The 24,775-nt window shown below is 68.7% G+C and carries 24 protein-coding genes and 1 riboswitch; of the genes, 14 read left to right on the top strand and 10 right to left on the bottom strand.

The genetic code is table 11. From position 1 onward, the window contains the following. Positions 1-54 precede the first annotated feature (54 nt). A complete protein-coding gene (locus tag IEY88_RS40745; protein WP_229694223.1) occupies positions 55-1,482 on the top strand; it encodes a hypothetical protein in 1,428 nt (475 codons plus the stop codon). 142 nt (positions 1,483-1,624) lie between these two features. Here the strand turns inward: IEY88_RS40745 and IEY88_RS40740 are convergent, their stop codons facing one another. Then, positions 1,625-2,224 carry a hypothetical protein gene (locus IEY88_RS40740; protein WP_189160256.1) on the bottom strand — a complete coding sequence of 200 codons (600 nt, stop codon included), beginning with the start codon at positions 2,222-2,224 and terminating at the stop codon, positions 1,625-1,627. A gap of 64 nt (positions 2,225-2,288) precedes the next feature. Between IEY88_RS40740 and IEY88_RS40735 the strand changes: the two genes are divergently transcribed. Together IEY88_RS40735 and IEY88_RS40730 are read left to right on the top strand one after the other, a co-directional pair. After that, positions 2,289-2,810, top strand: a complete 522-nt coding sequence (locus tag IEY88_RS40735) for an RNA polymerase sigma factor (RefSeq protein ID WP_229694222.1) — start codon at positions 2,289-2,291, stop codon at positions 2,808-2,810. Further along, the gene (locus IEY88_RS40730) at positions 2,800-3,450 is read left to right on the top strand and encodes a hypothetical protein (RefSeq protein ID WP_189160254.1); all 651 of its coding nucleotides are present in this window, start codon (positions 2,800-2,802) and stop codon (positions 3,448-3,450) included. Before IEY88_RS40735 ends, IEY88_RS40730 begins: the two co-directional genes overlap by 11 nt. Here IEY88_RS40730 and IEY88_RS40725 read toward each other — a convergent pair. Beyond that, positions 3,437-4,975 carry a dolichyl-phosphate-mannose--protein mannosyltransferase gene (locus IEY88_RS40725; protein ID WP_229694221.1) on the bottom strand — a complete coding sequence of 513 codons (1,539 nt, stop codon included), beginning with the start codon at positions 4,973-4,975 and terminating at the stop codon, positions 3,437-3,439. The genes IEY88_RS40730 and IEY88_RS40725 overlap by 14 nt on opposite strands. 24 nt (positions 4,976-4,999) lie before the next feature. On the opposite strand from IEY88_RS40725, the gene rsmI reads away from it, so the two are divergent. After that, a complete protein-coding gene (rsmI, locus tag IEY88_RS40720; protein WP_229694220.1) occupies positions 5,000-5,845 on the top strand; it encodes a 16S rRNA (cytidine(1402)-2'-O)-methyltransferase in 846 nt (281 codons plus the stop codon). Here the strand turns inward: rsmI and IEY88_RS40715 are convergent. From IEY88_RS40715 to IEY88_RS40705, 3 genes are read right to left on the bottom strand one after another with little or no spacing between them, the layout of a single operon-like run. After that, the gene (locus IEY88_RS40715) at positions 5,837-6,550 is read right to left on the bottom strand and encodes an ABC transporter permease (RefSeq protein WP_189160251.1); all 714 of its coding nucleotides are present in this window, start codon (positions 6,548-6,550) and stop codon (positions 5,837-5,839) included. The two genes, rsmI and IEY88_RS40715, sit on opposite strands and share 9 nt — an antisense overlap. Beyond that, positions 6,540-7,472 (bottom strand): ATP-binding cassette domain-containing protein, encoded by a 933-nt coding sequence (locus IEY88_RS40710; RefSeq protein WP_189160250.1) that lies wholly within the window; start codon positions 7,470-7,472, stop codon positions 6,540-6,542. The genes IEY88_RS40715 and IEY88_RS40710 overlap by 11 nt, the downstream gene beginning before the upstream one ends. 58 nt (positions 7,473-7,530) lie before the next feature. Continuing rightward, complete coding sequence (locus IEY88_RS40705; RefSeq protein ID WP_189160249.1) at positions 7,531-8,082, bottom strand: PadR family transcriptional regulator; 552 nt, start codon at positions 8,080-8,082, stop codon at positions 7,531-7,533. Between the two features lie 54 nt (positions 8,083-8,136). Here IEY88_RS40705 and metG point away from each other — a divergent pair, with 54 nt between their 5' ends. The 9 genes from metG (at position 8,137) to IEY88_RS40660 (ending at position 19,178) form a co-directional block, all read left to right on the top strand. Further along, complete coding sequence (metG, locus tag IEY88_RS40700; protein ID WP_189160248.1) at positions 8,137-9,930, top strand: methionine--tRNA ligase; 1,794 nt, start codon at positions 8,137-8,139, stop codon at positions 9,928-9,930. A 26-nt stretch (positions 9,931-9,956) separates the two neighbouring features. Continuing rightward, positions 9,957-10,751, top strand: coding sequence for a TatD family hydrolase (locus IEY88_RS40695; RefSeq protein WP_229694219.1), 795 nt, complete (start codon positions 9,957-9,959; stop codon positions 10,749-10,751). Positions 10,752-11,053: 302 nt separating this feature from the next. Beyond that, positions 11,054-12,463: a resuscitation-promoting factor gene (locus IEY88_RS40690; protein WP_229694218.1), complete on the top strand. Its 1,410-nt coding sequence runs from the start codon at positions 11,054-11,056 to the stop codon at positions 12,461-12,463. 112 nt (positions 12,464-12,575) lie between these two features. Further along, entirely contained in the window at positions 12,576-13,406 is an 831-nt protein-coding gene (rsmA, locus tag IEY88_RS40685) for a 16S rRNA (adenine(1518)-N(6)/adenine(1519)-N(6))-dimethyltransferase RsmA (protein ID WP_189160300.1), read from the top strand. Positions 13,407-13,494: 88 nt separating this feature from the next. Continuing rightward, positions 13,495-13,588, top strand: a riboswitch (SAM riboswitch). A gap of 221 nt (positions 13,589-13,809) precedes the next feature. Continuing rightward, positions 13,810-14,808, top strand: a complete 999-nt coding sequence (locus IEY88_RS40680) for a methionine ABC transporter ATP-binding protein (RefSeq protein ID WP_189160246.1) — start codon at positions 13,810-13,812, stop codon at positions 14,806-14,808. Beyond that, positions 14,805-15,488, top strand: coding sequence for a methionine ABC transporter permease (locus tag IEY88_RS40675; RefSeq protein WP_189160245.1), 684 nt, complete (start codon positions 14,805-14,807; stop codon positions 15,486-15,488). Before IEY88_RS40680 ends, IEY88_RS40675 begins: the two co-directional genes overlap by 4 nt. A 29-nt stretch (positions 15,489-15,517) precedes the next feature. Next, positions 15,518-16,318 carry a MetQ/NlpA family ABC transporter substrate-binding protein gene (locus IEY88_RS40670; protein ID WP_189160244.1) on the top strand — a complete coding sequence of 267 codons (801 nt, stop codon included), beginning with the start codon at positions 15,518-15,520 and terminating at the stop codon, positions 16,316-16,318. Positions 16,319-16,375: 57 nt separating this feature from the next. Then, complete coding sequence (locus IEY88_RS40665; protein WP_189160243.1) at positions 16,376-17,338, top strand: 4-(cytidine 5'-diphospho)-2-C-methyl-D-erythritol kinase; 963 nt, start codon at positions 16,376-16,378, stop codon at positions 17,336-17,338. A 67-nt stretch (positions 17,339-17,405) separates the two neighbouring features. Continuing rightward, complete coding sequence (locus IEY88_RS40660) at positions 17,406-19,178, top strand: ABC-F family ATP-binding cassette domain-containing protein (protein ID WP_189160242.1); 1,773 nt, start codon at positions 17,406-17,408, stop codon at positions 19,176-19,178. A 4-nt stretch (positions 19,179-19,182) separates the two neighbouring features. On the opposite strand, the gene IEY88_RS45325 is transcribed toward IEY88_RS40660, so the two are convergent. Next, a complete protein-coding gene (locus IEY88_RS45325) occupies positions 19,183-20,514 on the bottom strand; it encodes a DivIVA domain-containing protein (RefSeq protein ID WP_373294281.1) in 1,332 nt (443 codons plus the stop codon). Positions 20,515-20,614: 100 nt separating this feature from the next. Here IEY88_RS45325 and IEY88_RS40635 point away from each other — a divergent pair, with 100 nt between their 5' ends. Beyond that, on the top strand, positions 20,615-22,228 hold the full coding sequence (locus tag IEY88_RS40635; protein ID WP_189160241.1) for a fatty acyl-AMP ligase: 1,614 nt from the start codon (positions 20,615-20,617) through the stop codon (positions 22,226-22,228). On the opposite strand, the gene IEY88_RS40630 is transcribed toward IEY88_RS40635, so the two are convergent. The 4 genes from IEY88_RS40630 to IEY88_RS40615 form a co-directional block, all read right to left on the bottom strand. Beyond that, positions 22,225-22,539 (bottom strand): hypothetical protein, encoded by a 315-nt coding sequence (locus IEY88_RS40630; RefSeq protein WP_189160240.1) that lies wholly within the window; start codon positions 22,537-22,539, stop codon positions 22,225-22,227. The genes IEY88_RS40635 and IEY88_RS40630 overlap by 4 nt on opposite strands. Before the next feature lie 36 nt (positions 22,540-22,575). Further along, positions 22,576-23,139 carry an aminoacyl-tRNA hydrolase gene (pth, locus tag IEY88_RS40625; RefSeq protein ID WP_189160239.1) on the bottom strand — a complete coding sequence of 188 codons (564 nt, stop codon included), beginning with the start codon at positions 23,137-23,139 and terminating at the stop codon, positions 22,576-22,578. Then, positions 23,129-23,635: a DivIVA domain-containing protein gene (locus tag IEY88_RS40620; protein ID WP_189160238.1), complete on the bottom strand. Its 507-nt coding sequence runs from the start codon at positions 23,633-23,635 to the stop codon at positions 23,129-23,131. Before IEY88_RS40620 ends, pth begins: the two co-directional genes overlap by 11 nt. 62 nt (positions 23,636-23,697) lie before the next feature. Then, entirely contained in the window at positions 23,698-24,300 is a 603-nt protein-coding gene (locus IEY88_RS40615) for a 50S ribosomal protein L25/general stress protein Ctc (protein WP_189160237.1), read from the bottom strand. Positions 24,301-24,775 lie beyond the last annotated feature (475 nt).

The raw sequence follows: 24,775 nt of genomic DNA, 5'->3' as shown, positions 1-24,775 counted from the left end.
CAAAGCGACGACAGCGTTGTTTCCTGACCGCGCAAAGCCGCCATGCGAGGAACTATGACCGCTGAAGAGAGCTGGCATGCCGCACGCCTGATTCCGACTTCGGGCATCAACGGCGCTGAAGAACAAGAGCGGCGGGCGACGTCGGCATTGCTGGCCGTCATGTCAGCGGTGCGCGAGTTCGGCCGGGCGTTGACCCAGCCGCTGGGAGCGCCCACTGCCGCTGTGCAGACCTTCATCGAGGTCCCGTTCGAGCTGGACGGCCGCAAGCTGATTCCGGACGGACTGATCCGGGTGACCCGCGGGCAGAAGTCGTGGACCGCGCTCGTCGAGGTGAAGACCGGGTCCAACGAACTCCAGGTGGAGCAGTTGGAGAACTACCTGGACATCGCGCGCGAGTTCGGGTTCGACGCGGTCGTCACGATCTCGAACGAGATCTCGCCTCTGCCCGGTCAGCACCCGACCCCGGTGGACCGCAAGAAGCTCAAGAAGGTGGCGATCCACCACTGGTCGTGGAGCGAGGTGCTCTGCGAGGCCGTGATGCAGAAGGAGCACCGCGGGGTGGCCGACCCTGAGCAGGCGTGGATCCTCGGCGAGCTGATCAGGTACCTCGAGCATCCGCGGTCAGGAGCGATGGCGTTCGAGGACATGGGCCAGTCGTGGGTGCCGCTGCGTGATGCCGTGGAGGCTCGCACGCTGCGGACGACCGACAAGATCGCACCCGATGTGATCCTCCGGTTCGAGGCTCTGCTCCGGTTCGCCGGACTGCAGCTCGGCCGGCGCCTCGGCACGGACGTCACCCCCGCGTTGTCCCGCAAGGATCTCGCCGAGCCCCAGGTCCGCCTTTCCCGTCAACTCGCGCAACTGGTGGCCGACGGCAGGCTCTCCGGAGGGATCCGCATTCCCGACACGGTCGGGACGCTGCACGTCACCGCCGATCTGCGGGCAGGCAGGGTGATCTGCGGTGTGGACGTGGAGGGCCCCAGGGAGGGCCGTCCGTTGACGCGGATCAACTGGCTCCTCCGGCAGCTGAAGAACGCGCCTGACCCGGTTCGGCTGGAAGCGTTCGTCGCGCACGGCAGGGGAGCGGGCGCGACGGAGTTGCTGGGCGCCGTCCGAGTGAATCCCGCGTTGCTGATCGCCGATCCGCACAAGGAGATTCGCGGGTTCCGCGTCGAGATCTCGGTCCAGATGGGATCGAAACGCGGCACCGGCCGCAACTCGTTCATCGACTCCGTGCTGAACGCGGTTTCGTCGTTCTACGAGGAGATCGTGCAGAACCTCAAGCCGTGGGCCGCCACGCCGCCGAAGATCAGGGCAGAGGCCGCGTTCGTACCGCCTGCGGACGTTCCGGTGGCGCTCGTGTCCACGGCACCGTCGTCGCAGGACGGACCCGACCTCCAGGCTCCGCCGGCAGTGCCTGAGCAGGAGGTTCACGCCGATGAGGCCGCACCGGTCGCGCACGAGGTACCGGTCGACGCCTAGGCGAACCGGGTGAACGTCGGACCGGTCCGTAACGGTGATTCACCGTTCAACGACCTAAGCCGTGGTCCACCCGGAAGCCTCGGCATCTCACGGGATGCCACGCGAAGAGTGGTGAGGCGGTTTCCGCCGATCGCCTCACCACTCACCTACGGGCAGCAGGCCTCAACCGCTTGCGCAGCAGCAGGAACACCCCGGCCGCGCCGGCCACGACCAGCCCGACGAGCCACACGGGCAAGGGCTTTCCCGGGGGCGGGTCCGGCACCGTCACGGCAGCCGGTGCGGGAGAGGCCGACACGGCGGGGTTCTTCAACGGCGGTGCGATCGTCTTCCACGGCCACACGTTCCCGGTTCCCTGGACCATTTGCGGGTCCACTGGCTTCACCAGCAACGTGCCCGGCACGGTCAGCGTGCCCAGCGGGTGCTCCCGGAACATCCCCTGCACCCCGAACACCTCGTAGGTCCCGGCGGGCAGGGAGAACGTCACGGCGTAGTGCGCGGGTTCGCCCAGCGCGACGCCGGGGAACTCGTGCGAGTCCGTGCCGGACTGGAACCGCAGGCCGGTCTTGCCGAGATCGCCCGAGAACGGGTGGGTGCCGTGCTGCAGCACCCAGTAGCCGGCGGTGTGGGTCGTGTCGGGCTGGATCGACGGCACGGGGTCCACGTACGTGACCGCCCAGCCGCCCGCGACAGCAGTAGGTGCGCTGATCAGCAGGAAAGCGCACAACAAGGCCAGAATCCTCATGACGCGAATACACCGGGAACCGAAGTGTGGTTCCCGGTGTAGAGAGGGCATCACGGACGAAGCGGTGGCACGGGCGATCGCAGGCGACCAGGCGGCCTATGGCGAGCTGGTCGTCCGGTACACCGCGCTCGCGCACCGGACGGCATACCTGCTCGGAGCCGGTGCGGACGCCGGTGACGTGGTGCAGGAGGCGTTCGTGAAGGCCTACCGGAAGCTCGGCACGTTCAAAGAAGGCCTGGACTTCAAGCCGTGGCTGCTCAAGATCGTGGCCAACGAGACGAAGAACCTGCACCGCGGCCGGCGGCGGCGCAACCTGATGGAGCTGAAGCTCGCGGCCGTCACGGAGACCGTCGACCACGACGATCCCGGCACGCTCGTGGACGACTCCCGCGCCAAGCTCCTGAAGGCCGTGCAGAGCCTGCCCGAGCACGACCGGCAGGTTGTCACGTGCCGGTACCTGCTGGACCTGAGCGAGGCCGAGACCGCGCAGACCCTGAACCTCGCCAAGGGAACCGTGAAGTCACGGCTGTCCAGAGCCCTCGCCAAACTGCGTCCGATGCTGGAGGAGGTGGCCCATGATCGATGACCAGGCGGAAGCGCTGAGAGACCTCGGCCGGCACCTCCACGTGCCGGAGCCGCCGGACGTCACGGCCGCGGTGCTGACCCGCATCAACGCACCCCGGAAGCGGTGGCTCAAGGCGCTGGTGGCAGCCATCACCGCGTTCGCCATCGCGTTCGCGGTGTCCCCGGCCGTCCGGGCGGGCGTCCAGCAACTGCTGGAGTTCGCGGGCGTCGAGTTCCGCACCGAGGCACCACAAACAGTCGCACCTCCGTTGCCCAGCAACGACGTCTCGCTCGAAGAAGCGAAAAAGCAGATGCCGTTCGAGATCCACCTACCAGGAGGGCTCGGCACGCCGGACAAGATCACTGTCCATGAAGGACGGTTCGTGACCCTGCACTACGGGGACCTGAGACTCGACCAGTTCGACGGCACCATCAGCTCGACCATCGGCAAGCTCGTCCACCAGGACGGCGTCGAGCAGGTCGACGGCAAGGTCTGGATCCCTTACCCGCACGTGTTCTTCTACATCGACCGCGACGGCCAGTGGCACACCGAGGAGCCGCAGAGAGCCGCGCAGACCCTGCTCTGGCAAAGAGATCAGGTCACCTTCCGGCTCGAAGGTGACCTGACCAAGGAGAAAGCGCTGGAGATCAGCGCCAGCTAGGCAGCCACAGCTGCTGCTGCCACATCTCCGGTGTGATCGGGTTGCCGTTCAGGATGGGCCACAGCCACACGAAGTTCGCCACCACGATGCCCACGTACAGCGCCACGACCAGCATCCCGGTGCCACGGCGTTCGGAACCGGCGGTGCTGCGGCCGAGGACCTCGCCCATCGCCAGCACGATCAGCAGCACCAGGAACGGCGCCATCGGCGTGACGTAGAAGAAGTACATCTGCCGGTCGAGGTTGAGGAACCACGGCAGCAGGCCCGCGGCGTAGCCGACCAGGACGCCGGCGTAGCGCCAGTCCATCCGGCCGATCGTGCGGAAGATCGCCCAGCCGATCACCGGGAACGCGAGCCACCACATCGCGGGCGTGCCGATGAGCATGATCGCGCCGAGGCACGACGCCGCGCCGCAGCCCGTGACGGAGTTGTCGTAGTAGTAGAGCATCGGGCGCAGGCCCATCGGCCACGTCCACGGCTTCGACTCCCACGGGTGCCGGTTGGTTTCCGAGGTGACCAGCTCGACGTGGAACTTGTAGACGTTCTTCGCGTTGTACCAGAGCGACTGCAGCGTGTCGGGGATCCACGTGACGTCCTGGATCTTGGTGCCGACCACGTGGCGGTCGATGCCGGTCTCGCTGGCCATCCACGGGAACCACGTCGCGACGTAGACGAGCACGGGGATCGCGACCAGGCCGCCCAGCGACGGCAGGACGTCCTTCACCAGCGCGCCCAGCCACGGCTCCTCGACGCCCGCGGCCCGGCGGGCCAGCGCGCTCCAGATGACCGTCAGCAGACCGAACGCCGCGATGTACCAGATGCCCGACCACTTGATGCCGCACGCCGCACCGAGCATCACGCCCGCGCCGACGCGCCACCAGCGGAAGCCGATCGACGGGCCGAACGCCGAGTTGTTGATGAAGCCCTCGCGCACCGCGACGGCCAGTCGCGCCCGCATCTGTTCGCGGTCCGCGACCAGACAGCCGAACGCGGCCACCACGAACAGCGCGAGGAAGATGTCGAGCATGCCCATCCGCGACTGGACATGCGAGACGCCGTCGGCGATGAGCAGGATGCCGGCGAGCGCGCCGAGCAGGTCTGAGCGGGTCAGGCGGCGGGCGATGCGGATGATCAGCAGGATCGTGATCGCGCCCGCGAGCGCCGACGCGAACCGCCAGCCGATGCCGTCGTAGCCGAAGAGCTCCTGGCCGATCGCCATCAGCTGTTTGGCGAACGGCGGGTGCACGATCAGCTCGTAGCCCGGGTTGTCCTCGTAACCGCCGTTGCGCAGCACCTGCGCCGTCTGCGGCACGTAATGCTTCTCGTCGAAGATCGGCGTGCCCTTGTCCGTCGGATAACCGACGTTCCAGAAGCGCACGACGGCACCGACCAGCGTCACGACGGCCGTCATGAGCCACCCGCGCAAGCGGTCTCCGGACGGAGGCGGGTCGAGTACCGCCGCACGATCCGTAGGCGGCTCCTCGACGACGACGGGCGCCTCTCCTGGCTGCACGAGGACTGTCACGCCGCCGATCGTAGGGTGAAGCTTGTGAGTCCTGTATCCGGTTCAGGCCGTCTTGTCCTGGCAGCCACCCCGCTCGGGGACATCCGTGACGCTTCCGCGCGCCTGATCGAGGCCCTCGGGACAGCCGACGTGATCGCCGCCGAGGACACCCGCCGGCTGCACAGCCTGGCCATGGCGTTGCAGGTCAAGCCGTCCGGGCGGGTGATCAGCTTCTACGACCAGAACGAGGTCGGGCGCCTCCCGGGGCTGCTCGAGTCGCTGCACAACGGCGAGACCGTGCTGCTCGTGACGGACGCCGGAATGCCGTCGGTTTCCGATCCCGGCTACCGGCTCGTCGCCGCGTGTGTCGAACAGGACATCACGGTCACGTGCCTGCCGGGGCCGTCCGCGGTGACGACGGCGCTCGCCCTGTCGGGTCTGCCGAGCGACCGGTTCGCGTTCGACGGCTTCCCGCCGCGCAAGTCCGGTGAGCGCAAGCGCTGGTTCGCCCCTTTGACCACCGAGCAACGCACCGTCGTCTTCTTCGAGGCCCCTCACCGGCTCGCGGACACCCTGCAGGACGCCGTCGAGGTGCTCGGACCGGACCGCCGCGCCGCCGTGTGCCGCGAGCTGACGAAGAAGTACGAGGAGGTCGTGCGCGGCAGCCTCGGAGAGCTCGCCGAGTGGGCCGTGGAGGGCGCACGCGGCGAGATCACCGTGGTGCTCGGTCCCGCGCCCGTCCAGGAGGCTCCCGACCTCGACACGCTCGTGGCCGAGGTCCGGCAGCGCGTCGCGGACGGGGAGCGGATGAAGTCGGCCGCCGCCGAGGTCGCGGAGGCGGCCGGGATCAGCAAGAAGACGCTCTACGACGCGGCGATCAAGTCAAGCTGACTCCTTGTTGAACGTGCGCACGCCGTAGAACACGCCGACGAGCACCAGCGCCGCGACCGAGATCAGCCCGTAGAGCACTGAGCCGGGGTTGAAGATCGACCGCTCGGCGTCGACGACGTGCGCCAGCGGGTTGATCCGCGACAGCCAGTAGAGCCACTGCGGGCCGTTCGACATCGGCAGCAGCACGCCGCTCAGGAGCATCAACGGCACGATCGACGCCGACAGCACGGACGCGAAGACGTACTCCAGCTTCACCTTCAGCGCGATGGCGTACGACACGGAGCCGATCGCGATGCCCAGCAACGCCACCAGCCCGAGACCGAGCAGCATCTGACCCGGCGACGCGCGGAAGCCGAACAGCATCGCGGCCAGCATGATCAGCAGGCTCTGCACGACCAGCAGCACGACGTCCTTGCCGACCCGCCCGACGAGCAGCGCGACTCGGCTGACCGGGGTGACCCGCAGCCGTTCCATCACGCCCGTGCGCACCTCGGGCAGCAGCGAGAAGCCCGCGTAGGCGGTGCCGAACAACGCCATCTGCACCAGCAGGCCCGGCACGAACCACTGCCAGCCGCCCTCGCCCAGCAGTGGTCCGAACAGGCCGAGGTAGAGCAACGGCTGGGCGATCCCGAACACGATCGCGACGGGGTTGCGCAGCACGGGAAGCATCACGCGGCAGAACACGAGCCATGTGTCACGCAGCATTGGCTTCCTCCCGCAGGGAACGGCCGGTCATGGTCAGGAACACGTCGTCGAGCGTCGGCCGGTGCACCTGGACGCTGTGCAGCTCGACGCCGATGTTGTCGAGGTCGCGCAGCAGCCCGGGCAACGCGCGGTCGCCGTTCGGGATCCGGAAGCTGACCTTCTCACCGTCGACCACGGCGTTCTCGAACTTCGAGGCGACGATCGACGCCTGCGGTGTGCCGAGCACGACGAGGTCGCCGGAGACGCGGTGCTTCAACTCGTCCGGTGAGCCCTCGCCGACGATCGAGCCGTGGTCGATGACCAGCAGCCGGTCGCTCAGGTAGTCGGCCTCGTCGAGGTAGTGCGTGGTCAGGAAGACCGTGACGCCGTCGGTCTTGAGCTGCTTGATGTGGTCCCACAGGTTGCGGCGGCTCTGCGGGTCCAGCGCCGTGGACGGTTCGTCCAGGAACAGCAGCCGCGGGTCGTGCAGCATGCCCATCGCGATGTCGAGCCGGCGCTGCTGGCCGCCCGACAACGTGACGACGCCGCGCTTCTCGAGGCCGGTCAGGTCGAACCGGTCGAGCAGGCCGGCGACCTTCCTGCGGGCGTCGTGCTTGGACAGGCCGTAGAAACGGGCCTGGAACTCCAGCTCGTCGGCGACCCGCTGGTCCTGGCCGGAGCCGTTCTTCTGGCCCACGTAACCGATGTTGCGGCGCACCCCGGCCGGGTCCTTCAGCAGGTCGTGCCCGGCGATGACCGCCTCGCCGGCGGTCGGCTGCAGCAGCGTGGTGAGGATGCGCAACGTCGTGGACTTGCCGGCGCCGTTCGGGCCGAGGAACCCGACGAGCTCGCCCTCCGCGACGTCGATGTCGACCCCGCGCACCGCGTCGACGGGACCGGCCTTCGTGTCGAACCGGCGCGCGAGGCCGCGTGCCTTGATCATGGTGAGACCCCCTCTAGTCAACTTTGACTAGAGGCTAGCGAGAACTAATCAAGTTTGACTAGTCCCTCAGCTCGTACGCACCGGCCTCTAGGCGTTCGATCAGCTCCTGAGTCCAGCGCACCTGGCCTTCGAGGTGGACGAGCCAGAGTCGAAACAGTTCGCTGACGTGCGCGGGCTTGCCCATCTCCGGCATGGACGCGATGCCGTGCCGGGTCGGGGTGAGCTGCCCTTCGAGACCCGCGAGCCGGTTCTTCAGCAGCACGACCGCCTGCTTGCGGGGGAGCAGGTTGAGCATGGCCACGCCCGCGGAGACCTCGTCGTTGCCGGCGGCCGGGTTCGCCAGGGCGTGGCCGAGCAGGTCGTCGAGCTCGTGCTCACCGGCCGCGGTGATCCGGTAGGTGGTGCGGGCGGGGCCCTCGCCGGACTCGGTGCCGACCGGCTCCAGCAGTCCGTCCTTGGCCAGCGCCTTCAGCGCGTGGTAGATCGAACCCGGCTGCACGTTCGCCCAGCTGTCCGCCGACCACGACTTCAGCTCGCGGCGCACCACGTAACCGTGGGCCTCGCCGACGAGCTTCACCACGCCGAGCACCAGCATTCTGGTCGCGGACAAACAGACCTCCCACTCGGTGAAAACCCCCTGGCACCGCCTCCGTAGGCTATTGCCATGAGTGCCTCCGTACTGACCGCGGTGGCCTGGCCTTATGCAAACGGTCCCAGGCACATCGGTCACGTCTCCGGTTTCGGTGTCCCGTCCGACGTCTTCTCCCGCTACATGCGGATGTCCGGACACCGGGTGCTCATGGTCAGCGGCACGGACGAGCACGGCACACCGATCCAGGTGCAGGCCGAGAAGGAAGGGCTCACCGCCCGCGAGCTCGCCGACAAGTACAACCGCGTCATCGCCGGTGACCTGCAGGGCCTCGGCCTGTCCTACGACCTCTTCACCCGCACGACGACCGGCAACCACTACCAGGTGGTGCAGGACCTGTTCTCCGCGCTGTGGAAGAACGGCTACGTCGTCCCCAAGACCGAGATGGGCGCCATCAGCCCGTCGACCGGCCGCACGCTGCCCGACCGCTACATAGAGGGCACCTGCCCGATCTGCGGCTACGAGGGCGCGCGCGGCGACCAGTGCGACAACTGCGGCAACCAGCTCGACCCGTCCGAGCTCGTCAACCCGCGCTCGAAGATCAACGGCGAGACGCCGAAGTTCGTCGAGACCGAGCACCTGTTCCTCGACCTGTCCGCGTTCATCGACTCGCTGGGCAGCTGGATGGGCACGCGCTCGGACTGGCGTCCCAACGTGCTCAAGTTCTCGCAGAACCTGATCAAGGACCTGCGGCCGCGCGCCATCACCCGCGACCTCGACTGGGGTGTGCCGATCCCGCTCGACGGGTGGAGCGACCAGCCGATGAAGCGGTTCTACGTGTGGTTCGACGCCGTGATCGGGTACCTGAGCGCGTCCGTCGAGTGGGCGCGGCGCACCGGGAACCCCGACGCCTGGAAGGAGTTCTGGACGGGCGACGCCCAGGGCTACTACTTCATGGGCAAGGACAACATCGTCTTCCACTCGCTGATCTGGCCGTCGCTGCTGCTCGGGCAGAACGGCGCGGGCGACAAGGGCGGCGAGCCCGGCCGGTTCGGCACGCTGAACCTGCCGACCGAGGTCGTGTCGTCGGAGTACCTGACGATGAGCGGCTCGAAGTTCTCCACCTCGCGCGGCACCGTGATCTACGTCGGCGACTTCCTGGAGGAGTTCGGGCCGGACGCGCTGCGGTACTTCATCTCCGTCGCGGGTCCCGAGAACCAGGACACCGACTTCACCTGGGAGGAGTTCGTCCGCCGGACGAACTTCGAGCTGGCGAACGAGTGGGGCAACCTGGTCAACCGCTCGATCTCGATGGCGCACAAGAACGTCGGCGCGATCCCGAAGGCCACGGCGCTCACCCCGGCCGACCACGAGCTGCTCGCGCAGTCCAAGGCGGCGTTCGAGACGGTCGGCGCGCACCTGCGCCGCTCGCGGTTCAAGCAGGCCTCTGGCGAGGCCATGCGCGTGATCTCCCTGGCGAACAAGTACCTGTCCGACCAGGAGCCGTGGAAGCTCAAGGACGACCCGGACCGCCGTGACTCGGTGCTGCACGCGGCACTGCAGGTCGTGCAGGACGCGAACACCCTGATGACGCCGTTCCTGCCGCACTCGGCGCAGAAGGTGCACGAGGCGTTGGGCGGCACGGGCGTGTGGGCCGCGCAGCCTCAGCTGACCGAGGTCGACGACCTGGACATCCCCGAGCGCTCGTACCCGGTGCTGACCGGTGACTACGCCGGTGAGCAGGCCAAGTGGGAGTCCACGCCGATCGAGGTCGGCCGGCCGTTGCAGAAGCCGTCGCCGCTGTTCGCGAAGCTCGACGTGACGCTGGGCGAGACCGGGCCCGAGTGGGCCCCGATCGTCACCTCGTAGTGGCGGACAAGCGTGAACGACCGCCGGTGCCGGAAGCTCTTCCGGCACCGGTGATCGACGCCCACACCCATCTCGACGCGTGTGGGGCCGAGAACGCCGCGGACGTGGCGGTCCTGCTCGACCGGGCGGAGGCCGCCGGCGTCTCGCACGTGATCACCGTGGCGGACGACCTGGCCGCCGCGCGGTGGGCCGCCGAAGCGTCCACTTGGGACCCGAGGGTCTACGCGGCGGTGGCAGTGCACCCGACGCGCACGTCGTCCTTCGGGGACGAGGAGAAGGCCGAACTGGAACGGCTGGCCGTGCTGCCCCGCGTGGTCGCGATCGGCGAGACCGGTCTGGACTACTACTGGGACTACTCGCCGCCGGCCGCCCAGCATGACGCTTTCCGTTGGCACATCGACCTTTCCAAGCGCGTCGGGAAGCCGTTGATGATCCACGACCGGGACGCGCACGAGGACATCCTGAAGGTCCTCGACTCCGAGGGCGCACCGTCCACTGTGGTGTTCCACTGCTTCTCCGGCGACGCGGACTTCGCCCGGCGATGCGTCGACGCGGGGTACGTGCTGTCGTTCGCGGGCCCGGTGACGTTCAAGAACGCCCGTGCGCTGCGGGAAGCGGCTCAGCTGGTGCCGCAAGATCAGCTGCTGGTCGAGACGGACGCGCCGTTCCTGACGCCCCATCCGTTCCGTGGACGTCCAAATGAACCCTATTGTGTGAATTACACAGTTCGCGATCTAGCTACGTTGCGTGGCGAAGATCTTTCTGAACTCTGTGCCGCTGTCACCCGTACTGCTCAACGAGTGTTCGGGCTGGACCACTGAAATGCGACGTAGAGCGAACGGAGCAAAGGGTTGCTACCCCCATGGGGTGACTGACGTCACAACATTGGCGGGGGTGTTTGCGCAACGTCGGCTACCCCGTTACTGTCCCGTGACCGTGCCACCTGAGCCGACCTTGTCGGTTCGGAGCACGCCCGCAGTCGGGGCGGGACCGAAGCCAGAAGCGCGAAGAAGCGAGACCACGTAGGAGGAGTTGCCGGGAACCTTCGAGCTCCAACTCGAATGATCTTGTCAACGCCAACTGTGCGGTGGCCTCACAGCTTCCGCAATGGAGGTATCGACCCTTGTCTGGTAGCGACAGAACTGCCGCTCCTTACGACTTCAACGACGACACCGACTGGTTCACTCCGGTCGGCGGCACGGCGGTTGACGTCGCTGATCCCCACCCGAGCTTCCCCGCCGGTGCGCTGACCATCACGCCCGCGGACGTGCTCGAGGTGCTCGGCCCGGACGCCGACGACCTCCTCGCCACGGCGAACGTCGACGTCGACGAGCTGATCCGTCTCATCAACGCCGAGACGACGATCATGCCGCCGCTCGTCCTCCCGTCGGAGGAAGAGGAGCTCAACGACCCGCAGGTCCTCGTCAAGGCCGCCTCGACGTGGAAGCGCCGCTTCCTCAAGGGCACCGTCGCCGCGGTCCTCGTGTCGATCTCCGGTGGCGGCGTGACCGCCATGGCGATGGACAAGTCGCTGACCGTCGAGGTCGACGGCGCGATGCAGACCGTGCACTCCTACGAGGGCACGGTCGGCGACGTCCTGGCGGAGGAAGGCATCGTCGTCGGTGAGCACGACGCCCTCTCGCCGTCGCTGAACGCCCCGATCTCCGACGGCGGCAAGATCAGCCTCGACCGCGGCCGCCTGCTCAAGATGAGCGTCGACGGCCAGGCCCGCGAGGACTGGGTCCGCTCCGTCACCGTCGAGGAGGCCGCCAAGCAGCTCGGCGTGCCGCTCGAGGGCGCGTGGATGTCGATGCCCGGCTCGCACGCCGTGCCGCTCGAGGGCATGAACCTCGAGGTCAAGACCAGCAAGACCATCAAGCTGTTCGACGGCGCGAACCCGGTCCGCGAGGTCAGGACGACCGCGCTGACCGTCGACGAGCTGCTCAAGGCGGAGAACCTCAGCCTGGGCCCCGAGGACGCCGTCGCGTCCGGCGCGGACGTGAAGCTCGCGACCGGCGCCGAGGTCTACATCTCCCGCACCGGCGTCACGGTCATCAACGTGAACGAGCCGGTCGCGCCCCCGGTCGAGAAGACCAACGACCCCAACATGACCGCGGGCCAGCAGACCGTCACCGACCCCGGCGCGCCGGGCGAGCAGACCTCGCAGTACCGCGTGACGGTCAAGAACGGCAAGGAGATCAGCCGCGAGAAGCTGAGCTCCAAGGTCACCAAGGAGCCGAAGCCCAAGAAGATCACCGTGGGCACGAAGCCGCTGCCCGACGGTGAAGTCTGGGACCGCCTCGCCAAGTGTGAAGCGGGCGGCAACTGGGCCATCAACACCGGCAACGGCTACTACGGCGGCCTCCAGTTCTCGGCCAGCACCTGGGCCGCGAACGGTGGCACCGCCTATGCGCAGCTGCCGCACCAGGCGACCCGCGAACAGCAGATCGCCACCGCGACCAAGCTGCGCGACCGCGCGGGCGGCACGTACGGCGCCTGGCCGGGCTGCCGCGCGAAGCTCGGCCTGCCGTAAACCTCTCCGCGTCCCCCGCCGAAGGCCGCCCGTGGTTCGCCATGGGCGGCCTTCGCCGTTTCCTACCCTGCGACCCCTGTGGAACGCCTGGTGCGAGAATGCACCGGTGAGCCTGCTGGGACCTGCCGAAGTTCGTCGTCTAGCCGCCGAGCTGGACATCCGCCCGACCAAGAAGCTGGGCCAGAACTTCGTGCACGACCCGAACACGGTCCGCAAGATCGTCACGGCGGCCGAGCTCACCGAGGACGACGTCGTCCTGGAGGTCGGGCCCGGCCTGGGTTCCCTGACCCTCGCGCTGCTCCCCGCCGCCAAGCAGGTCGTCGCGGTCGAGATCGACCCCCCGCTGGCCGCTCGCCTCCCGCAGACGGTCGCGGAGATGGACCCGGAGAACGCGGGCAAGCTCCACGTCGTCCTCAAAGACGCCATGAAAGTCACCCAAGAGGACCTGCCGGCACAACCCACCGCGATCGTCGCGAACCTGCCGTACAACGTCGCCGTCCCCGTGGTCCTGCACCTCCTGGCCGAGCTGCCCAGCCTGCGCAAGGGTCTGGTGATGGTCCAGGCGGAGGTCGCCGACCGGATGGCCGCCAAGCCCGGCAACAAGATCTACGGCGTCCCCAGCGTGAAGCTCGCCTGGTACGCCGAGGCGAAGAAGGCCGGCTCGATCGGCAAGAACGTCTTCTGGCCAGCGCCCAACGTCGACTCGGGCCTGGTGTGGTTCCTGCGCCACGAGAATCTTCTGTCCACAGTGGACCGCAAGCGGCTCTTCCAGATCGTCGACGCCGCGTTCGCGCAGCGCCGCAAGACGCTGCGGGCGGCCCTCAAGGGCTGGGCGGGCGGCGCGGAACAGGTCGACGAACTGCTCCTCAAGGCGGGCGTTGATCCCCAGCTCAGGGGCGAGCAGTTGAGCGTGATCGACTTCATCCGGATCGCCGAGCAGTAGACCGGGGATCCATCGGCCATCAGTGTGATCTGTCGAACGAATCGGGTTTTGGCTTGCGCAACCGAACGTCCGTCCGGTTGACTCTTACTTGCCATCCGGAGCGACTGAGAGACCTGGCTCTACGACGTCGCAGCAACCACCCGCTCGATGCGGGCAGGTGCTAACGCCAGGACCGATGGAGGATCACCATGGGTACCACGCGAATGCTGACGCGCCGTCGAGTCATCGACCAGTGCCGTCGCTCGTCTGCTGCATGTCGTCGCCACCTCGTCTAAGGCGCCTTTCCCAAGTCCTTTGACGCGCACTCGTCCGAAGAGTGGCGCACATCCCTGAGCAAGAACTTCGACCGCGCACGTCCGCCACGAGCGGGCGAGGTGCCGTCGCGCGCAGCCGTGGAGCAGAAGTGATCACTGTCGAAAACCTCACCAAGTCCTTTCAGGGTGTCAGCGCCCTCAACGGCGTGACCCTCGACGTCGAGGCCGGCACCGTGCTCGGCGTGGTCGGCCCGAGTGGTGCCGGCAAGTCGACGCTCGCCCGCTGCGTCGCGCTGCTGGAACGTCCCGACTCCGGGGCGATCCGCGTCGACGGCACCGACATCACCAGCCTCGACGGTTCCGCGCTGCGGGCCGCGCGCAGGCAGATCGGCGTTGTGCCGCAAGGGGATTCGCTTCTCCGTCAGCGCACGGCGGCCGGCAACATCGCACTGCCGCTCGAGTCCGCGGGCGTGCCCGGACCGCAGCGCCGCACCCGTGTGGGCGAGCTGCTGGACCTCGTCGGGCTCACCGACAAGGCCGCCTCGTACCCCGACCAGCTGTCCGGCGGGCAGCGCCAGCGCATCGCCGTGGCGCGCGCCCTCGCCGCCAACCCGTCCGTGCTCCTCGCCGACGAGCCCACCAGCGCCCTGGACCCGGAGACCACCGGTTCCGTGCTGACCGTGCTCGACCGTGCGCGCGCCGAACTGGGTGTGACCGTGCTCATCGTCACGCACGACATGGGCGTGGTCCGGAAGATCTGCGACGACGTCGCCGTGCTGGAGCAGGGCCGCGTCGTCGAACACGGCAAGGTCCTCGACCTCGTCAACAACCCGATCAGCCGCACGAGCAGCGCCCTGCTGCCCGCCGTCGACCTGAACCCGATCAACGAGAGCAGCTACGACCGCGTCGCGGACGTCGTGCTCGTCGGGTTCGCCGCGGTCGGCGCGCTGCTGCCCGAGGCCGCACACCGGTTCGGGGTCGAACTCAACATCGTCGGCGGTGGCCTGACGCGCCTGGGGGAGACCCCGGTCGCTCGCTTCCGCCTGGGGCTGAACGGCGAACGCTCCGACTCCGCTCTCGAGTGGATCGGCGAAGCCGGCGGCGCTGTGCAGAGGTCCTTGAAGGGCCCTCAAGGAGTAGCTGCGTGAGGTCTGCAACACCCTGGTCCGACGTCTTCAGCTTTCTGCTCGAAGCGACTGGCGAGACGCTCTACATGGTCGGCGTCTCGACCGTCATCGCCACAGTTCTCGGAGTTCCCGTAGGTGTCTGGCTGCAGCTCACCGCCCAGGGTGGGTTGCGGCCGAACGCCGCGGTGCACAGGATCCTCGGCTTCGTCACCGACCTGGGCCGCTCGATGCCGTTCATCGTGCTGCTCGTCGCGCTCACGTCGGTCACGCGCCTCATCGTCGGTGGCTCCATCGGCAGCACGGCGGTCATCGTGCCGCTGGCCGTGGGAGCGATCCCGTTCGTGGGCAGGCTCGTGCAGAACATCCTGTCCGAGGTGCACGTGACCGTGGTCGAGGCCGCGATCACCACGGGCGCCTCGACGTTGAGGATCGTGCGCGGCGTGCTGATCCGCGAGTCGCTGCCCGCGCTGATCAACGCCATCGGCGTCACCGTGATCGCCCTCATCGGGTACTCGGCGATGGCGGGCGTGATCGGCGGCGGTGGCCTCGGCGACCTGGCGATCCGCGAGGGCTACCAGCGCTTCAACGACCGGATCCTGTGGAGCACCGTGGCGTGGCTCGCCGTGCTCACCACCGTGATCCAGTTCGGTTTCACCCGTGCCGCCCGTGCGTCCGACCGGCGCCGGCACGCCTCCGTCTGACCCGTAGCAAAATTCTCAAAAGGAACGTCATGCGTATTCGTGCTGCCCTGATCGCAGTTGCTTTGACCGGTTTGACTGCTCTGTCCGCTTGCTCGTCGGGCGGTGCCAGTGCCTCCGACACGCTCAAGGTCGGCGTCTCCCCGGTTCCGCACGCCCAGATCCTCAAGTACGTGGCCGACAACCTCGCCGCGTCAAAGGGTCTGAAGATCGAGGTCGTCGAGTTCACCGACTACGTGCAGCCGAACACGGCGCTGGTCGACGGGTCGCTCGACGCCAACTACTTCCAGACCGTCCCGTACCTGGCGACGTTCACCAAGGAGAGCGGCGCCAAGGTCGAGTGGGTCGAGCCGGTCCACGTCGAGCCGCTCGGCCTCTACTCCAAGAAGGTCAAGAAGCTCGACGAGCTGCCGTCCGGCGCCAAGATCGCCGTCGCCAACGACGCCACCAACGAGGCCCGCGGCCTGAAGCTGCTGGAGGCGAACGGCCTGATCAAGCTCAAGGCCGTCGACCAGCCGACCGTGCGCGACCTCGCGGAGAACCCCAAGAACCTGCAGTTCGTGCCCCTGGAGGCCGCTCAGCTGCCGCGGTCGCTGGAGGACACCGACGCGTCCGTCATCAACGGCAACTACGCGATCGACGCGCGCCTCAAGCCCTCCACCGACTCGCTCGCGCTGGAGAAGGCCGAGGGCAACCCCAACGCCAATGGCCTGGTGACCCGCACCGAGCTCAAGGACGACAAGCGCATCAGGGACCTGGCGGAGCTTCTCGCGTCGCAGCAGGTCAAGGACTACATCAAGCAGACCTTCGACGGTTCGGTCATCCCGGTCTGATCGTGACACCGACCGGGGGAGGAGTCCGAAACCCCAGAACGCCCGTAGGCTGACGTGGTGCTCGCAGTCGTTCCTCCCCCGGTCACAGTTCGCGTCCCGGCCAAGGTCAACCTGCACCTGGCCGTAGGAGACGTGCGCCCGGACGGTTACCACGACCTGGTGACGATCTTCCAGGCGCTGTCGCTGGTCGACGAGGTCACGGTCGCGGTCGCCGACGAGCCAGGCGTCGAGGTCTACGGCGAGGGCGCCGACCAGGTGCCCACCGGAGCCTCGAACCTCGCGTGGCGCGCGGTCCAGCTGCTCGCCGCGCACGTCGGCAAGGACCCGGACGACCCCAAGGTCCGCGTCGTCATCCGCAAGGCCATCCCGGTCGCGGGCGGCATGGCGGGCGGCAGTGCCGACGCGGCGGCGACGCTGGTCGGCCTGTCGTCGTTGTGGCGCCTGGAGATCAGTCGCGACGAGCTGGCCGAACTGGCCGGGAAGCTCGGCGCCGACGTCCCCTTCGCCCTCTACGGCAGCACCGCGCTCGGCACCGGCCGCGGCGAGCGGATCGTGCCCGTGCTGGGCCGCCACCAGTTCCACTGGGTGCTCGCGTTCGACCGCCGCGGACTGTCCACTCCGGACGTCTTCGACGAGCTGGACCGCCTGCGCGCGGAGGGGGATCCGCCCCGCGTGGGGGCGGTCGAGGCGGTGCTCGAGGGCCTGTCCTCCGGAGACCCCCGTCAGCTCGCGCTGCTGCTCGGCAACGACCTCCAGGCCGCAGCCGTCTCGCTGCGCCCGAACCTGCGCCGCACGCTCCGCGCGGGTGTCGACGCGGGCGCGCTGGCCGGCATCGTGTCCGGGTCCGGCCCCACGACGGCCTTCCTGTGCGAGGACGGCGACGCGGCGGTGAAGGTGGCCGCCGAGCTCGCCGGTGCCGGGGTGTGCCGGACGGTTCGCGTGGCGCACGGGCCCGTGCCCGGAGCGCGCGTGATCACGACCGAGGAGCCGAAGCCCACCCCTCCCGAGGTGCACGCGTAGCTGTCAGGGGCTTTGGTGCTCCTGGGTAGCCTGCACGGGGCAGTTTCTTACTAGTCGTGAGGTTTTGATGGCCAACCTGGTCAACCTGGAGTCCGTGTCGAAGTCGTTCGGCGTCCGGCCGCTGCTCGACGGCGTGTCGCTCGGCGTCAACGAGGGCGACCGCATCGGTGTCGTCGGCCTGAACGGCGGCGGCAAGACGACGCTGCTCGAGGTGCTGGCCGGGGTGGAGCCCGCCGACGACGGCCGGGTGTCGCGGTCGCGCGACCTGCGGATGGCCGTCGTGACGCAGCGGACCGAACTGCCGGAGGGTTCGACCGTGCGCAACGCGGTCATCGACCCGCTCGGGTTCGACGCCGAGCACGAGTGGGCGTCCGACGCCCGCGTCCGGTCCATTTTGGACGGTCTCGGGATCACCGCGCTGGGCCTCGACTCCGTGGTCTCGCGGATGTCCGGTGGTGAACGGCGCCGCGTCGTGCTGGCCGCCGCGCTGATCCAGGACCTCGAACTGCTCGTGCTGGACGAGCCCACCAACCACCTCGACGTCGAGGGTGTGCGGTGGCTCGCGGAACACCTGCTGGCCCGCAAGTGCGCGCTCGTCGTCGTCACCCACGACCGGTGGTTCCTCGACATCGTCTGCAACCGCACGTGGGAAGTGGTGAACGGCAAGGTCGAGCAGTACGAGGGCGGCTACGCCGACTGGATCTTCGCCCGCGCCGAGCGGCAGCGGCTGGCGGACGTGCTGGAGGAGAAGCGGCAGAACTTGGCGCGCAAGGAGCTCGCCTGGTTGCGCCGCGGTGCGCCCGCGCGGACTTCGAAGCCCCGCTACCGGATCGAGGCCGCCGAGGCGTTGATCGCGGACGTGCCCCCGTTGCGCGACAACGTCGAGCTGCTGGCGTTCGCGAAGAAGCGCCTGGGCCGCACGGTCATCGAGGTCGAGGACGCCACACTGTCCATTCCGGACCGGGTGCTGGTGCGCGACCTGACGTGGCGCATCGGTCCCGGTGAGCGGATCGGTCTCGTCGGCGTCAACGGCTCCGGCAAGACGACGCTGCTGAAGCTGCTGGCGGGGGAGCGCGAACCCGAGACGGGCAAGCGGATCCAGGGCTCGACGGTCAAGATCGCGCACCTCTCGCAGGAGCTGCTCGACCTCAACGGGTCGATGCGCGTGCTGGAGGCGATCGAGGAGGTCGCGCGGCGCGTCGTGCTCGGCAAGTACGAGATGTCGGCGTCGCAGCTGGGCGAGCGGTTCGGCTTCTCGTCGCAGAAGCAGTGGACGCCGGTCTCCGACCTCTCAGGTGGCGAACGGCGCCGGCTGCAGCTGTGCCGGCTGCTGATGGCCGAGCCGAACGTCCTGCTGCTCGACGAGCCGACGAACGACCTGGACATCGACACGTTGCAGCAGCTGGAAGACCTGCTGGACTCGTGGGCCGGCACGCTCGTCGTGATCTCGCACGACCGGTACCTGGTCGAGCGCGTGTGCGACAAGGTCGTCGCGCTGTTCGGCGACGGCGGCCTGACCGAGCTGCCCGGTGGCATCGAGGAGTACCTCAAGCGCCGCGACTCGCTGCGGGACAGGGAGTCCGGCGCTGCCTCCCCGGCCGCGGACAAGGCCCCGTCCAACGCCGCCGACCAGCGTGCCGCCCGCAAGGAGCTGGCCCGGCTGGAGCGCAGGCTCGAGGTGCTGCACAAGAAGGAAGCCGAGCTGCACGCGGCGCTCGCGGAGGCCGCGACGGACTCCGGCCGGTTGCTGAAGCTCGACGCCGAGCTCCGCGCCGTGCTGGCGGAGGAGTCCGACGTGGAGGCCCAGTGGATGGTCGCGGCCGAGGTCGTCGAGGGCTGACGCGCTACTTGCCCTTGCGGCGCAGTTCGTCGGCGAGCTGGGGCAACAGCTCGTCGATGAACGACGTGTCGTAGCCCTGGCCGGAGAGCAGCGCGTAGCTGAAGCGGGCCTTCATGACCTCGTCCGAGCTGGCGCCCAGCATGCCGTCGAGCGCGACGCCGATCTCCTCCAGCATCCGGTCGACCTGCGCGGTGCGGTAGCCGCGCTGGCCGGACGCCGCCTGCGGGATCCGCAGCTGGCGCAGGTCCTTCCACGACTTCACCGACGGCATGCTGCTGCGGACGGGGCCGGAGAGCTGCTGCTCGATCTGGCCGAGGAAGCCGTCCACCTCGGTCTCGTCGTAACCGCGCCTGCCGATCAGCGGGCGGGAGAACCTGACGTCGCGGACGTCCTTGCCGGTCAGGTTGTCCTGGCCGAGCAGCGTCGCCTCGATGCGGTCGAGGAACGCGTCCACCTGGGACTCCTGGTAGCCGCGGCGGCCACGGGGAGGGCGGTGGAACGCGATGTTGCGGATGTCCGCGGCGGTGAACTTCGCCGCCTCGACGGACGGCTGCGCCGCGGGCTGCTGCGCCGGCGGTCGTTTCTGCGGCGGGGACTGCCGAGGGCGCTGCTGGGGCCGTGGGTCCGGCTGCGCGCTGCGCTGCTGCGGCCGCTGCTGTTGCTGGGGGAGCGGCGGGAGCACGGTGGTCGGCGGGCCCGCGTCACGCGGGGGTGGCGCGACCTCGAACATCAGCACCACGAGGTCGAGGAACGTGTCGACGTCCTCCTCGTCGTAGCCGAACGTGCCGGGCGCGGTCTCGCCGAACACGGCGTCCTGCACCTGTTGCGCGGTCAGGTTGTCCCTGCCGCGCAGGGTCTGCTCGATGCGGTCGAGGAACGCGTCGATCTGCCCCTCGTGGTACCCGCGGGTCCCCGGTCTGGGCTTGTGGAAGCGCACAGCGGCCACGTCGTCGGGGGACAGCCGGACCGCGGGTCTCATCGCCTGCGACGTGGCGTGCGCGCCCTTGGCGGGTGCTGAGGCCTGCTGGCGTTGCGGAGTGGACCGCAGCGTGTCCGCCACGAGTTCCATGAAGACGTTGACCTCGTTCACGTCGTAGCCCGGGTCTCGGGTCGCCGTGCTGAACTTGACGCCCAGCACGTCCTCGCGCGTGAGGATGTCCTTGCTCTTCATGGTGCCCTCGACACGGTCGAGAAACGCGTCCACCTCAGCCGCGTCGTACCCGCGCTGACCCAGCGGGGGACGGTGGAACGCGACCAGGGCCACGTCCTGCGCGGAGAGCAGAGGTGCCGGATGCGCGGGCAGGGAATGCTGCGCTCCGGGGCCGCCCCGATCCACCAATGACCTCCTCCTATGTACCTGTACTGGGGAGTATCGCGTTTCGCGTGGCATAACGTTTCGCCCTGATGGACCAAACGGCGCCACTACGATCGCGAACATGAGTCAGTTCGTGGATGTGATGCTGGCGACGGCCTCCAATGGTGGAGACAGGGGCATGACGACGGGGGAACCCGCCGCGCCTGTCCGCCGGACATGGGCCGAGGTGCACGAACGCGCCCGGCGGATGGCCGGTGCGCTCGACGTGGCGCCGGGCACCGCGATCGCCGTGCTCGCCGCCGAACCAGCCGTGATCGCCCCAGCCGTGCAGGCCGCATGGCTGTGTGGTGGCAGCGTCACGATGTTGCATCAACCCACACCACGCACCGACCTGGCCGAGTGGGCCGAGGACACGCTGCGGGTGCTCGCCATGATCGATTCGCACCTGGTCCTGCTCGGCAGCCCCTTCGACGCCCTGGCTGCCGTCCTGGACCAGCACGGAGTGCCCTACAAGCTGCTCTCCGAACTCGATGCGGAACCGATCGCTGCTCCTGTTCCCACCGACGAGGATGCCACGGCACTGCTGCAGTTGACGAGTGGATCAACCGCCGATCCGAAAGCCGTGCGCATCACGCACCGCAACCTGATGGCGAACGCCGAGGGCATGCGCATCGCGGCGGCACTGGATCCCACCTCGGACGTCATGGTTTCGTGGCTGCCGCTGTTCCACGACATGGGGATGGTCGGCTTCCTCACCGTGCCGATGCTGTTCGGCCTGGAATTGGTGAAGGTCACACCCGTCGACTTCCTGTCCCGCCCGACGTTGTGGGCCGACCTGATCACCCGGCACCGCGGCACGATCACCGCCGCACCGAACTTCGCCTACGCGATCGTGGCCCGCCGGCTCGCTTCCTCGTCCGATTCCTTCGACCTGTCGTCCCTGCGGCTCGCGTTGAACGGCGCCGAGCCGATCGACCCTGCCGCGGTGCGGTCGTTCGTGGACGCCGGGGCCCGGTTCGGGCTGCGGCCGGAGTCGATCCTCGCTGCCTACGGGATGGCGGAGACCACTCTGGGTGTGGCTTTCGCGCCCCTGTTCACCGGACTGTCGGTGGACGTGGTCGATGCGGACGCGTTGGAGGCCAAGCATCGTGCGGTGCCCACCGAGGGTGGGCGTGCGTTCCCGTTGCTCGGACCGCCGCTGCCGGGGCTGGAGCTGCGGGTGGTGTCGGACTCCGGTGAGGTCCTGGGTGTCCGGGACGTCGGCGAGTTGCAGATCCGGGGCGAGGCCGTCACTCCCGGATACCTGACGGTGGACGGCCCACTGGCCACACAGGACGCTGAGGGGTGGCTGTCCACCGGGGACGTCGGGTACGTCGTGGAGGACGGCCAGGTGGTCGTCTGCGGGCGCCGCAAGGACGTCATCATCATGGGTGGGCGCAACATCTACCCGACCGATGTGGAGCGTGCCGCCTGCTCCGTGGAGGGCGTGCGTGCCGGGAACGCCGTCGCGGTGCGGCTGGACGCCGGGACGCAGCGCGAGCGGTTCGCCGTGGTGCTGGAGTCGAAGCTCGCCGGGGACGCCGAGGCGGAGAAGGATCTGGTCAAGCAGGTGACGGCTCGGGTCGTGGACGCCGTGGGACTGCGGCCGTTCGCCGTGGTGGTGCAGCCGCCTGGGACGTTGCCGAAGACGCCCTCGGGCAAGCTGCGGAGGTCTGCGGCGGCTGCTCTGGTCTAGTAGAGGGCGTCGAGCTCGTCGAGTCGCTTGCGCAGCTCCCTCGCGCTCCCGCGGGGGAGTGCGCGGGCGACGAACCCGAGGAGTTCGCGGGCCACCAACGGGTTCCCGCAGCACTCCCAGCCACCGCAGCCGTCGTTACCGTCGTCGATCAGCAGACGGCGGTAGGGATGGCGGACGAACGTGGCCCAGTGCTCCAGCGAGCTCTGAACAGCAGTCGGCCAGAGGTAGCCGCGGCTCAGTTCGAGCCGCACGATGTCGCGGATGAAACGGTCGCTGAAGCCGTCCAGTCCGCCGCGGCGCTCAGGCGGCACGGCCCTTTCGGTTGCTCATGCCGTCCATTGTGCCCGCTAGTGGAAGCTGTTTTGCGCGGCTTCGAGGCCCTTGGTGACGAGGGCCTCGGCCGCGTCGGCCGCCCGGTCGATCTCCAGGGCGAGCTGCTTGCGTTCGACCGTCGAGAAGTCCTTCAGGACGTAGTCCGCCGGGTCCTGGCGGCCTGACGGGCGGTCCACGCCGAAGCGCAGGCGGTGGTAGTCCTTGGTGGCCAGGGACTTCGTGATGGAGCGGAGTCCGTTGTGGCCGTTGTCGCCGCCGCCGAGCTTCATGCGCAGCTGGGCGAACGGGAGGTCCAGCTCGTCGTGGACCACGACGATGGTGGTGGGCTTGAAGAACTTCACGGCGCTCGCGACGGGGCCGCCGGAGAGGTTCATGAAGCTGCGCGGCTTCGCGAGGACGACGCGGTGGCCGGACAGGCGGCCCTCGACGATCTCGGCGCCGGACTTGTGGGCCTTGAACTTGCCGCCGACGCGGGCGGCCAGTTCGTCGAGGACCAGGAAGCCGATGTTGTGACGGTTGCCCTCGTACCTGGGGCCTGGGTTGCCCAGCCCGACGATGAGGGCGAGGTCAGCGTCCACGGAACCGCAACTCCTGCTCGAGATCGTCCAGCAACGTGTCGACGGCCTGCACCTGGTAGCCCTTGCCCAGCAGGCCGGACGTGGTGCTGAACCGGGTGTTGCGGACCTCGGTGGAGGTCATGGCGCCCCGGCCGTCCAGGTTGGCCGCGGCACGGATGATGAAGGCGTCGACTTCGGCGCGATCGTAGCCGGTGCCGGCCTTCGGGAGCTTGCGCGCGTGCAGGTCCTCGCCGGTGCTCAGGCCCGTCGGCGGCACGATGCCGTTGCGGACCTGGAACTCCAGCAGGTGCAGGACGCCGTCGACGCTGAGCGGGTCGTAGCCGTTCGGGACCGAGGCGAACCTGACGGTGCGCACGTGGTCCGGGTTCAGCCGGAGCCGGCCCGCGAGCGCGTCGGCGACGATCTGCAGGAACTCGTGCACCTGCGCCGGGTCGTACCCCTGCTTCTTGCGGCGGAAGGTCTTCGACCGGACGTCGGCGGGCCGCAGGTACCGCAACGGCGCGCCGCCCCCCTTGTGAGGAGGCGACGCGCCGTCGTTTCGGCCCGACGTGATGGGGCTCAGCTTTCCTCGGTGGCCTCAGCCGCCGGAGCAGCCTCGTCACCCTCGAGCTGCGCCGCGGACGGCGCTTCGTTCACGGCGACGACGAGAGCGTCGGCGTCGGTGATCAGGACGGCGCCTTCCGGCAGCGTCAGGTCGCTGGCGTGGATCTGCGTGCCCGCGGCGACACCGGCGATCGACAGCTCGATCTGGTCCGGGATGTTCATCGCGTCCGACTCGATCTGGATCGTGCTGAGGTCCTGCGTCAGCAGCGTGCCCGACGCGGGCTCGCCCGAGATGACGAGCGGCACCTCGACGGTGACCTTCTCGCCGCGCTTCACGAGCAGCAGGTCGACGTGCTCGATGTAGTTCTTGATCGGGTGCGTGGTGACGGTCTTGGTGAGCGCCAGCTCGCTCTCGCCACCGAGGGCGAGGGTGAGGACGGCGTTCTGGCCGTGCTCACGGATGACACGGGCGAACTCGAGCGCCGGCAGGGCCAGGTGCTTCGGGTCGGAACCGTGGCCGTAGAGCACCGCGGGGATCTTGCCGGCGCGACGGGTACGGCGGGCTGCGCCCTTGCCGAATTCAGAGCGCTGCTCAGCGGCGAGACGGACCTCGGACACGGTGGGGTACTCCTTACAAGTCTGGCCTTGTACGTCGGGGCGGTGCACAAGTTCTCAGCGGTTCAGCTTTGGGGGTGGCCTGCGGTGGCGAGCAGCATGCGGATGACTTCAACACGCGCGGCATCGAGCCACCGCGTCGATCACGTTGAGCTGGATAGCTCGCCCTCGCCGAGGCAACCCGACCAGTGTAGGTGAGTGTGGGGTGGGGGTGGTAATCGGGGGGTGGGTGGGCTGGCCTGGTGGGTGGTTGCCTTGCGGTACGCGGCCTGGCGGGTGGTCGCCTTGCGGGCGGCCCGGTCTCCTTGCGTGCTTCCCCTGGGGGCTCTGCCCCCAGACCCCCGGCAATCTGATCAGGGGGCCCGCGCTGCCTGCGGGTAGATGGCACGCCTGTTGCTTTGAGCGGCTGCCGGTTGCGTACGAGGGTTGCGTTGGCGGTGGGGTCCCATCACGAGCCGAGCCAAGAGCGGGCCACACC

The organism is Lentzea pudingi (assembly GCF_014646255.1).
GTDB classification, from domain to species: domain Bacteria; phylum Actinomycetota; class Actinomycetes; order Mycobacteriales; family Pseudonocardiaceae; genus Lentzea; species Lentzea pudingi.
Note: the sequence above shows the minus strand (reverse complement) of the source record. Positions and strands in the feature narration are given on the sequence as shown.